Origin of the sequence: Noviherbaspirillum pedocola, from assembly GCF_016632335.1 — a bacterium.
In the GTDB taxonomy this organism is placed as follows: Bacteria; Pseudomonadota; Gammaproteobacteria; order Burkholderiales; family Burkholderiaceae_D; genus Noviherbaspirillum_A; species Noviherbaspirillum_A pedocola.
In genome coordinates this window covers 372,802-386,301 of sequence record NZ_JAEPBG010000001.1, presented here as the reverse complement: position 1 = coordinate 386,301, position 13,500 = coordinate 372,802, and the positions used below count along the sequence as shown (strand labels likewise).

7 protein-coding genes and 1 pseudogene are annotated in these 13,500 nt (G+C 62.1%); 4 read left to right on the top strand and 4 right to left on the bottom strand.

The genetic code is table 11. The features are described from left to right. Complete coding sequence (locus tag JJB74_RS01740) at positions 1-4,629, top strand: RHS repeat domain-containing protein (RefSeq protein ID WP_200590076.1); 4,629 nt, start codon at positions 1-3, stop codon at positions 4,627-4,629. Positions 4,630-4,716: 87 nt separating this feature from the next. Further along, entirely contained in the window at positions 4,717-5,325 is a 609-nt protein-coding gene (locus JJB74_RS01735) for a hypothetical protein (RefSeq protein WP_200590074.1), read from the top strand. 462 nt (positions 5,326-5,787) lie between these two features. Here JJB74_RS01735 and JJB74_RS34140 read toward each other — a convergent pair whose 3' ends face one another. The 4 genes and pseudogenes from JJB74_RS34140 to JJB74_RS01720 all read right to left on the bottom strand — a co-directional run bounded on the left by JJB74_RS34140 (position 5,788) and on the right by JJB74_RS01720 (position 11,276). Next, positions 5,788-5,838, bottom strand: coding sequence for a hypothetical protein (locus tag JJB74_RS34140; protein WP_407672270.1), 51 nt, complete (start codon positions 5,836-5,838; stop codon positions 5,788-5,790). Further along, positions 5,837-9,142 (bottom strand): annotated as a pseudogene (locus tag JJB74_RS01730) (ATP-binding protein); the annotation flags it as partial. The gene JJB74_RS34140 and the pseudogene JJB74_RS01730, both read right to left, overlap by 2 nt. Further along, entirely contained in the window at positions 9,139-9,852 is a 714-nt protein-coding gene (locus JJB74_RS01725; protein WP_200590070.1) for a DUF4194 domain-containing protein, read from the bottom strand. The gene JJB74_RS01725 and the pseudogene JJB74_RS01730, both read right to left, overlap by 4 nt. Further along, a complete protein-coding gene (locus JJB74_RS01720; RefSeq protein WP_200590068.1) occupies positions 9,849-11,276 on the bottom strand; it encodes a Wadjet anti-phage system protein JetA family protein in 1,428 nt (475 codons plus the stop codon). The genes JJB74_RS01725 and JJB74_RS01720 overlap by 4 nt, the downstream gene beginning before the upstream one ends. A 283-nt stretch (positions 11,277-11,559) precedes the next feature. Between JJB74_RS01720 and JJB74_RS01715 the strand changes: the two genes are divergently transcribed. Together JJB74_RS01715 and JJB74_RS01710 are read left to right on the top strand one after the other, a co-directional pair. Further along, positions 11,560-12,918 (top strand): ankyrin repeat domain-containing protein, encoded by a 1,359-nt coding sequence (locus JJB74_RS01715; RefSeq protein WP_200590066.1) that lies wholly within the window; start codon positions 11,560-11,562, stop codon positions 12,916-12,918. Between the two features lie 110 nt (positions 12,919-13,028). Next, entirely contained in the window at positions 13,029-13,475 is a 447-nt protein-coding gene (locus JJB74_RS01710; RefSeq protein ID WP_200590064.1) for a VOC family protein, read from the top strand. Positions 13,476-13,500: the final 25 nt, after the last annotated feature.

Sequence of the window (13,500 nt, the reverse complement as noted above, 5' to 3'; positions counted from 1 at the left end):
ATGGGCGGCGCGCTGCACATCGTGCAGGCCGATGGCGCACGGCTGGTGTTTGCACGCAGCGTGGTCGGTGCCGGCCTGTACCGCCACGCCGACCCGGCGCGCGGCGCGGTGCGCATCGCGAGGATCGAGGGCGGCGATGAATACGACTGGCTCTGGCCGAACGGCCGCGAATTGCGCTTCGACCGCAACGGCCGCCTGATGCGCATCGCGCTGCCCGGCGGCGAAGCGCTTGACCTGCAGCGCACGCCCGAGGGCAGGCTCTTGCGGGTACGCGATCCGCAGGGCAGGGAATTGCGTATCCGCTATGCGAATGCGGCGTCGGGGAGCGAGCGCATCGTCGGCATCGACACACCGGTCGGCCGCATCGATTATGAGCATGGCGAAGCGAAGAACGCTTCGGCGCTTCGACTGGAAACGGCGCGGCTGCCCGTCGGGCGCGGCAAGACGATGCGGCGTATCTATCACCATGAGGACGAGCATCATCCGCTGCTGCTGACCGGCATCAGCGTCGAAGCGCAGGAAGAGGGGAAGAGCGCCGGCCTACGCGAGCGTTTGCGCGGCTGGACTTACGACGCCGCCGGCCGAGCGGTAGGCTCGTTGAGCGGCGAGTCGCTGCGGCTGGCGGCGGATGGAAAGCCGCTCCCTGGCCCGAGCGACGAACAACTCGTATTCCGCCGGCTTACGCCCGGACTGACGCTGCTGACCGACGGCGCCGGCCGCAGCACCGAGTACCGTCACACGATCATCAACGGCGAGTTCCGCCTGCTCGAAGCGCGCGGCGCCGGCTGCGCGAGCTGCGGCCCGGTGAATTTGCGCTACGGCTACGATCGGCTGGCCCGCCTGACCGAGGTCACCCGGCTTGACGCCGCCGGCAAGGCTATCGAAGGACGGGCGCTGGAGTTGGATGCGCTGGGAAGACTGCTGAGCCTGACCCGCATCGATTACGCGAACGGCAAGCCATCGCGCCGCACGCCGCTGCTGCGCCAGCAATACGCGCCCGAGATCGGTCCTTTCCTGTGGCCATGGCGCGGCAGGGCGCGGCCGCCGTTCGGCCCGATCCTGATCGCCTGGCCGAGCGTGGTGCCGGGCAGGGAACATCAATTACGCATCGAATACAACCGCCGCCAGCAGCCGGTGCTGCTGAGCGAATCCGGCTTCGATCCGCAAGACGGCTCGAAGATCGAGCGCAGCATGCGTTACCGCTATGAAGACCGGCGCGGGCGCAGCCTGCTGACCGAGGTGGAAGGTCCGTGGTCCCCCGGCGCGGGAGTCGTGCCGGACGTCATCCGCCATGTCTGGGATGCGCAAGGAAGCTTCGTCGCGCGCAGCATTCTTCCGGGGAACGTCGAACTGGCTTACGCCCGCGACGAAGGCAGCGGCCGGCTGACGGCGACGACGCTGCGCTGGGACGATGTGTTCCGCCGTCGCTCGTTCGAAACCGATGCCGCCGGCCGACTCCTCGGACAAAGCGATGCCGCCCTGGATGCCGCAGGTCGCGTTATCGCCCTGCGTCGCATCGACATTGACACCGATGCCCGCGGCCGACCGGCGCGTATCCGTTGGCCCGACGGCGGCGTGAGCACATTGACTCACGATGCTTCCGGGCTGCCCATGCCGGTGTCGCTGCCGGGCGGCGGGCTGGCGCTGTGGTCGCGTGCAGAGGATGAAGCAGCACCGCCTCCATCGGCGGTGTTCAAGGCCATGCGTGGCCCGCCTGGCAGCGCCTCCGAGAACATCGTGCTGCGCTATGACGCCAATGCGCGCAGCGCCGAGCGCAAGCTTGACGACTTCGGCCGTTTGGTCGCAATACGCCTGCCAGAACAAGGCTGGCAGACCGCCCGCTACGATGCCGCCGATCGCCTGGTCCATGTCACCGATGCGCGCGGCGCGACCACCGCGCTGGTTCACGACACCGCCGGCCGGCTGCGCGGCGTCGTGCGCGCACTGGCCGACGGCAGCATGGCCGAGCAATTGCGCTTTGCCTGGCGCGGGCCGTACCGCGTCGAAGAAACGGTGATCGAAGAGGGGCACGCGCGGCGCGTCTATCGCTATCGCCACGACCCGTTCGGCGAGGTGGAGTGCACCGAATTGGAAATCGACGACGGCGCGGGCGCGCCACTGCGTCTGGCGCTGGAAACCCGTTACGACGAAGTCGGCCGGCGCATCTCGCAGACGCTGCCCGGTGGCGAACGTCTCGTCTGGCGCTATTTCGCGGATGCGCCGTATCGCGGCCAGCGCGCCGCCGTCGAGCGCCTGCGCTGGCCGGCATGGCTGGACGGCGTGATGGTGAAACTACCGGAACGCTGGCTGGATGCGCTGCGCCTGAAGCTGCGCCTTGCCGAACTGGAGCCGGAAGACAGGCAATCCGAAGCGGCGCCATCGCTGATATTCGCCGCGTCGCCGCAGCCCGAACCCGGTCTTGCCGAGACCGCGCCCGGCAGCGAGCACGACGCCGCCGGCCTGCCGCAGCGCCTGCGCACGGAAAAGGGCGAGTTCCGCCTGGTCTGGAATGCCGCTGGCGCGCTGGCCGAAGTGCATCCCGTCGCGGCCAGCGGGGCTGCTCCCGTCGCACGCTACCGCTACGACGCCCGTGGCCGCCGCGTCGAAAAGCACACTGCCGCCGGCAGCGAGTATTACCTGTACGACGGCACGCAACTTGTTGCGGTCGCGTCGCATGTAGGCAAGCGACTGCGCGTGCGCGGCGAATACCTGTATGCCGGATACCGCCCGCTACTTTGGTTCCATGACGGCGAAACGCTGCGCCTGGAAACCGATCATCGAGGGGCTGTGCTGGCGACCAGCGAGCCTGCGGGCAGGGCAGGGAAAGCGACCCAACGATGGCAAAGCAACATCGACGCCTGGGGACGCGCGCACCCGACCGGCGCGGGCGACCCGCGGCTGCGGCTGGTGAACCAGTACGCCGACGAGGAAAACGGCCTGCATTACCACGTGGCGCGCTACTACGATCCAGCAACGGGCCGTTTTCTGAGTCCCGACCCGGCGGGCATCGCCGACAGCATTGACGCCGCCACACCGGACGCGCTCAAGCTCGACATCAGCGCCTACGTCTCCGGCCAGCCGAGCCTGTATTTCGACCCGGACGCAGCGGCCAAGCTGGTCTATTACGCGCTGACGACCGATGCAAAGGGCAAGCCGCTGCCGACGAAGCAGGGTTTCACCGGCGCGCGCTGGGCGTTCAGCATCGAAGACATACAGGCGGGCGCGACGACCGGCGATGAAGCGCTCGACAAGCTGATCGGCGACTACGCGCAAAAGCACACCGGCCTGCTGTATGACCTCGGCGGCGACTTTCTGACTAACCGGAAAAAGCCTTACGCGACCTGGGACGGCGCGGCGGATGAGACGGTCGATGCATTCAAGAGGCATTACCAGGGCAACATCGTGCAACTGCCGCAATTCAGTTTCGTGAATTTCAGTGACAAGAATGCGGCGTTGCTGATTGCCAGGATTACCGGAAATACGAAGGAATTGGGGAGTTGTCCGGCGGCGAGTGTTCTATTGCCGGCTATCGAGTTTGGGGAAGGGGAAGCGGGGATCAATGTAACTAAAAATTTAGGGAATCTCGCTGAGCGCAATGCCAATTTGCAGAGAATTTTAAATTGCGATGTAAATAAGCTAACGACTTTGAAAGTTTCTTATGAAAATGAGTTGGAGAAATTACGTGTTGAGAAAATAGAAGCGGCAGCGGAGTTAAATGAAACAGCAGGCTTGAATAAGGATTGTAGTCAGAATGGATGTCCTGGCATTGACATCGTTGGGCAGCAAGGCCCAAATGGGGAAGTGCCTCGCATCTACCATGCTTCTTATGGTAGGTCGCAATTTGTTGCGGTCACATTTATCGAAACCATTAAGACGTTGTCAAATGATGAAATGCAGCTTATTGGAATGACTCAAGATATTAAAGAGCGAATCGAAGCTGCTGATAAGCGCGCATTGAAACTTGGTCGGGAAGGAGGATGGTTCGATGTCGTGCGCAGGGTGCCGTGTAAAAATGCGGAAGATGCCTGGGATAATGCGATGAGTAGCACGGTCTGGACGGATCAGCAAAGAAAACGCTTCCAAGAGGATACCATGCTGGATAGACAGGCGTTTATTGATATTGCATGCTTTCAACCGGATGGAAAAGGGCGTCCAATTGGCGAGGGGAGGAATGCGTTTATGACTGAGACGATTTTTTCTGACCGATTACTTAAAGAATGGCTGATGCAACTTTATAAAGGTTTCGATAAATTTAACTACATATCACGAGTATTTATTAGGAATAATCTTCGAAAAGTCATTGGCGATAAAAATCTGAGAGATCAATTTGTGAATGATGAGGTGCAACAGGAGGGCGAGAAAAAAAGCGACAGATATTTATTTGAGCAAAGAAGAATTGAAGAGAATTTGGCAATGCGTACAGCTCGTCTCCATAACGGAGGTTTGGGCGCTTTTTCTAACGAGATTGGAAACTTAACTCGGGATTGTAAGAAAGGGGCGCCGTGTGATCTTGGTGGGTATGTAACCACGTTCATCGGAATCACTCCCGGAAGAGGTGATTGGCGTAGCTTGCGATGTTTTAGTGACGAGAAATCGCGAGGCCTCGAAATGATCCCTCTCAAAATTTGAGGATGCAAAATGCTCGCTAGGAATCCCTTGGTCATCATATTCATCAGCGTCTTGTGTTGCCTATATGACGCCACCTACGCAGGTGACATGCTTTCATTGAAACCATATGTTAAGTGCATGGTCCCTCCTCATCCGCCATCTCAGTTAATATTGGGAAAGCAATATCAGACCTACATTCCAGTGGGCAAGTGGCATGTATTTGATATCAACGGAGATGGCTGGTGTGACTGGGTAAGAAATGGTAGGCAAGGTTACCGTTCTGATGTTGATGTTGTTCCGATGATAGAAATGATTTACTTGGGGACGTCAACTGGTTGGCGCAATTTTGAAACGAAGAGAAAGTTTCAATCTGCGATAGATTCGCTTGATAGTATTGACAAAATTCACCTGTATGGTTTTGCGGAAGCATATGGATTCTTCCAGCCAATACCAATCTATAGAAAAGGCTCTATGAAACCGTTTATAGTTGCTGTGAGTCGAGTGGATGCACCAGCACCGCCTCCTGATATAGATAGCATTAATGTTCTGCAGTGGGACGACGATACCGACAATCTGCGGTATGTTTCGGGAAATGGCAAAGATGAGGTCGTTGAATTTCTGCGTACAAATTATTGTAATGCCTCTTCTATTCCGCAATACGATGGGGAAGAGTTGATAATGGCATTGGGTTCTCTTTGTAATGGAAAAGGAAAGTGAATTAATGCACTAGATGCACTACGGGTGCTTTTATTAGAGCTGTATTTTGGTGGATGTATCATGGCGGCGAAAATAGGCGCCTACCTAACGTTATGGCGGCGACTCTGATCATTGAGTCGCTTGGTTGCAATGGGGGACGCTGGATATTTCGCATCGTGGGCAACTGAAATGACAGAGGCTCAGCCAGCCACATCAACGCTCAAGCCGCCTCCAACCCCCCATCCCCAAACTCCATCCTCACCTGCTCCCTAACCTCCCACCTGCGCATTTCCCACAATTCCCGCAACCGATCCGAGCGCAACACCCGCTCATCCGCCTCGGAAAGAAATCCCACCTCGCCATTCCCCTCGGCCACTGTCCTCGAAAAGCTCCATTCCCTTGAAAACTCCGGCTTGATCGCTCCCGCATGCTTGGTCGGCATCGCGCAGATCAACTGCATGCCTAGGCTTTCGCGCAAGAACTTCAGCACGTCGCGCGCTCGCGTTTCATCCATCTTCGAAAACGATTCGTCATTCACCAGCAGCTTCAGGCTCGGCCCCTTCTCGAAATGCTTCAGCTTGTTCGTCACCACCGCCGCATGAATGATGTAGGCCGGCGTCTCGAGCTGGCCGCCCGAGCCGGTGCCCCATTCGGACAGGCGCAGGCGCGAGCCCGTGTCGGATTCCTTGTAAATCTCGTAGCGCCGGTAATTGCGGAAGTCCGCTACCCGCTGCAACTCGCGCAGCGCCGCTTCTTCGTCATCGGACAGCAGCAGCGCTACCAGCCGGTCGCGCACCACGCGTTGCGCCTGCGATAAGTCCTGCGCGCCGAACAGGTTGTCCTGCGCATCCGGCAGTTCGGCCGCGGCACAGAAAAAGTCGTAATAGGCTCGGTATTCCGGCACCCATTCCGACCAGTCGATGCGGAAGCGGTCGGTGCCGAAGCGCAGCCGTTCCAGTTCCATGTTCAGCGCCTTCAAGGTGCGCACACCGGCATCGACGCCGTTGCGAATCTCATAGCAGAACTGCCGGGTGAACACATCGTTGAACGAGCTTTCGGCCATGCGCAGCTGGTCCAGGTTCTTCACCAGGCCGATGTCGCGCTGCCGCAGCAATTGCTCGCGGGTGCGGTCACGCAGCGTGATCATGCGCGCATGCAGCGGGCCAAAGTCGCCGTCGCGGCTGTCGAGATCGGCGCCGCCGTCGAAGCGTTCTTCGCTGCGCGCTTGCGCATGGTAGGCGCCGAGCGCGTCGCGCACATTGCTGTAGACCTGCCAGCAACGTGAGCGCTGCCGGGCGATGTCGTCCTGGACCTCCTGCGCGCTGGCCTTGCCGGTTTCCGCGCGCGTCGCGATCGCCTCGGCGGCAGCGACAAAGGACAGGCTGGCATTGGTCGCGCACAAGGCCTTGAAACGCGCGGCGTCTGCGTCCACCGCTTCCTGCCGGGCCGGCAGCGCGGCGGCAATGCGTGCCAGCGCCGCTTCCTGGTTCTGCAGGCTGCGCTCAAAGCCGCCGATGGCCTTGTTGCAGGCAGCCTTGCGTTCCTCGATGCGCGCGATCTCTTCGCCGAGCGCATCGGCTTCCGCCTGCAGCTTGCCGGCCGCGGACAGATCGAGCCGGTTGAAGTCCGAGCGGGCGGCATCGAGTTCGCGCGTGGCGCGTTCCAGCGCGTCGCGCGTGGCAAAGGACGGGCAGGGCAGTTGCGCGATCAGCGCCAGCGCGCCTTGCAGTTCGCGTAGTTCCGCGCGCAGTGCCACCAGCTCTTCTTCGGCCGCCGCATGCTCGCTTTCCGCGCGCTCGCGCGCTTGCCTGCGCGACTCCTGGCCAAACACCAGTTGCTCGGCCTCGGCGGCGAACATGGTGCGCGAACCGCTACCCTTGCCGTCGCGGGTCAGGCCGCGCAGCGCATGACGCAAGGCTTCGGCGTCGGCCACCTTCACCACCTGGCCGTACTGCTCATGCAGATAGGCCAGCGCCACCGGATGTTCGGACGCGAGCTCATGCACGATCGACTCCGCCGGCGTGCGTTCCGGCTTCGCCTGCTTCATGCACAAGCTGCCCTGGATCACCGAGATGCGCAGCCGCTTCTGCCGCACCAGGGCAATGGCACGCGCTTCCCATTCGCTTGCTACCACCAGCGAAAAACGCGCGCCGCCGAGATAGCCCTCGATCGCCGCCTGCCATTCGCCGGACACCGGCTCGACCAGGTCGCACAGCACCTGCGCGCCGGCATCGGGCAATTCGGCGCGGAATTCCTTCAGCGCCTGGCGCACATGGCCGGGATAATCGGCGCCACCTTCGGCAAGATGGGCGCGGCGCGCCGCCGCGTCGCGTTCCCGCTTCTGCGCGCCGTCTTCCATGCCGCGCAGCCGGGCGATGCCGGCATGCAGCGCGGCGACCACGCTGTCGCTGCCGCCGGCCAGCGCCGCATGCAGCTGTGTCAGCGGCGCTTCGATGACATCGAGCTCGCGCACCAGCAGCAGCGATTGCAGCACATCCGTTTCCTTCAGCGCGGCCAGGCGTTCGATCGTGTCGAACTGCGCCAGCGCCGCATTGGCATCGAGCGCCGACAGGCTCGCGCCGACTGTCGCCGCCGCGCGAGTGAGTTCAAGCTGATGCGCGGGAAAGCGCATCGCCGCCACGTCGCGCGACGCGACGATCACGCGCTGCGCGATGCCGGCAGCTTGCCGTAACTGCGTCAGCGCGGCCCGGGCACGCGCTTCGCTATCCTCGAGCTGCTCTCGGATGCGCCGTTGCTGCTCCACGGCCGGGATGCCCATCATCTGCGCATGCACCTGCGTCAGGCTGCGGCCGCGCGCGTGGCGCTCTTCCTCGAGCCTGGCCATGGTGTCGTTCTCGGCGGCGATCGAGGCCTTGAGTTGTGCGATCGCTTCCGCGGCGCGGTCGGCCTGGCGCCGGTCTTCACGCAGCGCCAGTAGCGAGGCCAGCCATTGCGCCGACGCCGCCGCTTCATGCGCCTCGGCGGCTTCGCCCGCAGCACGGCCCAACCGCTCCAGCAGGCCGACATGGGCCGACATGCGCTCGCCTTCGCGGCGCAGCGCATTCACCTGCCGCATCAGCCGGCTGATCTGCGCAATGCGCTGCGACAGCGCGGTCGCATCGAGTTCCAGGATGTGCTTGCGCACCAGTTCGTCGACGCTGCCGATCGGACGATGCGCGATCGACAGACTCCACGCGCGCGCCGCGCTTTCGGCTTCGGCAAACGACACCGCCTTCAAACCACGGAAGCGGCCGTAAAGCTGGCACAGGTATTCGCGCTTGCTGTCGCGAAAGCCGGTCACTTCGCGATAGCGCGCCGACAGATGCGCTTCGATGCGTTCCACCGGCACCACCAGCAGCGATCCGTCCTCATCGGTCGCGGTCAGGTCGTCCAGCGTCAGCGCGGCGTTGTCGATCAGGTAGAGGCCGAGCCGCTCGCCGGTTGCCTGCCGGCGCGCGCCGGAGCTGTCCACGCGCGCGGAGGCCGCGATCAGCGCGGTGAATCCGCAACCTTCCTCGCCTTCGCTGGGCTGGAACACCGCGCCGATATAGCCATGCGCGCCATCGGGCCGCGCATACAGATTGTCTTCGGCGCCGACGATGTAGGACCACAGCGTGCGCTTGGTCTTGCCATTGCGCGCGCCCTGCGTGGTTTCATCCTGGCCGGGGTTGTAGTTGAAGATGTTCTGATATACCGCGGTCATCACGGTCTGCAGCGCATCCAGCATCGTCGACTTGCCCGAGCCGGTCGGGCCGGTCAGCAGCGTCATGCTGCCCATCGGGTATTCCTGGCTGCGCAGCGCGCCCCAGTTCACCAGGATCAGTTTGTCGAGTTTCATGCGAGGTCTTCGCGCGGGCTGTCGTCATCGTTGGCGGCAGCGTCGGCCGTGACCGCCGTGACCGCGTCAGTCGCATCATCGGCTTCCAGCGCACGCGCGAGCATGTCGTCGCTGATGATGCCCAGTATGGTCGGGCGCACCGCGATGAGCGCATCCTCGTCTTCCATCGAGAACAGCACGGGCAGGCGCACCAGCCGGTGCCGCTTCAATTCCGCCAGCAGGCGTTGACGCTCGACCGCGCCTGCCGGCAGCGCCCGGCGCAATTGGGTCTGCAGCGTGGCGGCCAGTTCCTCGAAGCGGATCAGCACTTCGCCGGCATCGGTAAGCCTGCCGCCGGCATCGGCCAAGCCCTGCTGGTACAGGAAGCGCAGCGCCAGCGCCGCGGCGACGAAATCCGCCGACAGCCGCGCGCGCAAGCCCGGCGTGGCATCGGCCTCATCGGCATCTGCGCCAGGTATCTCCGCGCCCGGCGCATACAGCCGGAAGAAACCGGCGGCGCTGTCATGCATGAGCGTAAAGCCGCCGAGGTGAAAATAGTCGAGGAGCAGCGGCTCGATGCGGCGCATGTCGTCATACAGCCGTTCTTCGGTGCCGTCTTCATCGCGCACCAAAATGCCAAACGCGTACATGCGCGCGACGATGTCGCGAAAGCGCGCCAATGAGAGACCAAGCGCATCGAGTTGCGCCTGCAGGGATTCGGTAAGAGTCATGCGTTGTATACGATCAGATAATCGGCGCCGCTGTAGCAGGCGTTTTCCAGGCGGGTAGGCAGGCGCGTGACGGTGATGTCGGTGCCGCGGCCACTGCGCAGCGCTTCCACCAGCTGCATGTTGCCCAGCACTTCGGTGGCGCTTGCGGCCGGCAGCTCGGACAGGCGCAGCGCGCCGCCGCAGGCCTGCAGTTGCGCGCGGATCCGTGCCACCAGGTCTTCGTTCGGCACCGCGAAAGCGCCGGCTTCGGCGCGTCCCATCGCCGCGGCCAGGCGCGCTTCGCGGCTGATCTTCGGTTGCGCGGTGATGTTCAAGGCGCGCCGCCGTGTCGAGGCATTACGCAGCCGGAACGCGGAAGGATCGAGCAGCCGCAGTTCCGCGCCGGCGATGGCAATGCCTATGCGCGCGAGCAGCGCATCCTGCGCATCGCCGGTGTCGCCGGCATCGGCCACGCGCGCAATTGCTTCGCTCCATGCATGGCGCTCGCGTGAGCCGGTCAGCACCAGCGCCTGCTGCACGATGCTGGTGGCACGCTGCATGTACACGCTCATGGCCTTGATCAGTTCCGGATGACGGCTGTTGCAGGCGGCTTCGACCATGTCCTCGATGCGAAACAGCATCCAGTCCAGCGTCGATGCGCCGCTGCGCTCCGCCCGCGCCCAGCGCGCGATGTCGTTGAGCTGCGCTTCCAGCCGCTCGCGCTCCTCGCCCTGCAGCGCATGCAGGCGCAGCACCAGATCACGTATCGCTTGGCGGTGGCGCTCGATATTGTCGGCGGTGAGCTGCTGCTTGAATTCCTTCTCGAAGCGGTCGAGGAATTCGATGAAGCCATCCCAGGGCGTATGCGCGGCTTCCTGCATCAATCGCCGCACCAGTTCCTGGAAATAATCGACGCCTTCGGCCAGGTCGCCGATCACCTTCTCCGCGTAATCCCAGGCATCGACCAGGTCATAGGCATCGAGGTTCTTCAATGCGGCGTCGAGCGCATTGCGGCAGCTGCGCACATTGCGCTGGCGCGTGCGCGCGCTGGGCCGGTCCATCGCCCAGAAGGCTTCGGCGAAAAGCTTGCCGGCGCGAGTCAGGCGAAACGCGGTGACGAGGCCGGAGCGGTCGCCAAAGCTTTCCAGCCAGCCGTCGCGCAAGAGCGCGCGCATCAGGGCCGCGGCGGCATTCGCATCATCGGCATGCTCGGGCAGGATGGCATCTGTCGCGTGGCCTTCCTCGGGCAGCGACGGCTGGCGGCGCGCATCGCGCACCACCGGTATCAGCAGCTCGCGCAATCCTTCGCGCGTGAGGTTGTGCGCATAGTCGGCGCTGGGCCCATGCAGCCGCTCGTACAGCGCGCGCAGCGCGGCGACGACAACGGCGCGGTGCCGGCCGGACAGCGGGCGGAAGAAATGGAGACGTTCGGAATCGAAAAACACGGGGAGGCGAAGCAATTGGCAGGCCGCAACTATACGGGTTGGCGCAGCGTGGGGCCAGTGTTTTCAGCGCGCAATAGGCAGCAGCGATCGCGATCAGTCCGCCGCTCAGCATGGCGCGACGCGACGCACGGTACACGGCGGAACCGGTGCACGGACTGGCTTACTTTTCTCAGAACCTATTGCAGGCGTTTAGTTACTTAGCCGCGGTCCAGCCTTTCGGTTCCCTTCATCGATGCGCTACGCCGGGCTGGCGAGCGGGCGCAGATATCAAGGAAGAATTGCCATGGACAAACTGGGCTACACCACGAATGCGAAGAAGCAGCTTGATACGAACCGAGCTGCCACGACTCCCACCAACTCAATATCTCCATCCAAGGGGAAGCCGCAAGTGCGAGCGATATTGGATTCAAAAGGGGATCTCATCAGGCAGGCTTTTCTGCAGCGTACCTTCGAGGCCAATGAAAATGACCTGACTGCACTCGATGCTATCGCTAACGGTAAGTGGGGGCCCTTGGCGATATCCATTGCTCGCGGCGCGCTCGATATCAACGGCGCGAGGTATTACGGGATGACTGCATTGACGCTGGCGGCCACGGAAAACCAGCAGGAAATGGTCAAGACGCTTCTCTCGCATGGCGCTGAAGTCGACAACGGCAATGTGCGTGGCCAAACGGCGCTGATATTGGCTGCACAAAACGGCAATGTCAGCATGATGAAGTGTTTGATCTCGCGTGGTGCCAACATCAACCACCGGGATGGTGAAGGCATGACTGCTCTGCACCGCGTAGTCGCAAGCGGGAATGTCGAAGCGGCTAGAGCGCTCATCCGCGCAGGCGCGGATATCGACATTGCTGATGGCAACGGCAATACGCCGCTGACGCTAGCGCTGCGCGCAGGGCGCGCCGACATGATTCGAGGGTTTCAGGCAGCGGGCGCCGACCTGAATCGTTTCGACAGCGAGGGCAACACGCCATTGATCGTCGCGGTAAAGAATGGATATGTGAATGGTGTGAAATGCCTCGTCGAACTCGGAGCGGATTTGAACCCCACTGACAACGAGGGCAATACCGCATTGATCTGGGCAAGCCGCAACAACAACGCTTCGCTCGTCGATGCATTGATGATGGATTCGGAACACCTCGATGCGAATCATCGGAATGCGCAAGGAGACACGGCGCTCACTATTGCGGTCAAGAGCGGCTGCACGGAGGCAGTCAAGGCCCTGCTCGAGCGGTCCGTGGACGTCAACATTACGGACGCGGCGGGCAACACGCCGCTGATGTGCGCGGCGCTTGATCAACGAGCTACTTCAATAGCCGAGATCCTTCTCAAGGGCAAGCAAAAGCCTGATCTCACCAAGCGGAACAATGAAGGCAAGATGGCTATCGAGATCGCGGCATCCGAATGGGATGGAGAAGACTTTGCGAGTTTGCTCAACCACTATCTTCCAGCGGACATCGTTCAGAACCTTCGGCGCACCGGCATGACGTGGGTCAACATCAAGATGGACATTGCTAAGTATGGCGTTGAAAAAATCATTGCGGCCATTGAAGAGAGGAAGAAATGGGGCGAGCTGAACCAAATGGAAGTGTTGTATGAAGGGATCATGAAATTGATATCGAGGGCCAAGCACGCATCCTGACGCACACGCTGATCCGGAGAAGGGCGCGGCCACACTCCTGGATAATCCCTATACTGAGTCCCCGCGCCGGTCCGCAAGCGACCGGCGTTTCGCATTTACAGGAGAATGTCATGGCGCTCACCCTGAGCCATTACTCGATACGCACCGCCAACCTCGCCGCCTGCCGCGCCTTTTATGTCGATGTGCTCGGACTATCCGTCGGCCCGCGTCCACCTTTCCCTTTCCCCGGCATCTGGTTGTACAGCGGCGAACAGGGCGACTACGCCAATGCGGTGGTGCATGTGATCGCCATCGATGAAGAGAACAGCGGCGGCTTGTCCGCCTACCTCGGCGACCGCGATGTCGAGCTGCCGCATGGCACCGGCAGCATCGATCACATCGCTTTCTTCGCCAGCGGTTTGTCGAACATGCTTGCGCATTTGAAAGGGCTGGGCATCACGCCGCGCGAGCGCACCGTGCCGGCGCTGGGTTTGCATCAAGTCTTCCTGAACGATCCGGATGGCGTGGTGATCGAGTTGAATTACCCGGCGGCGGAGCGCTCGGCAATGGCCGGGTAACCAGGACCTTGCGCTTGCCTGCGCA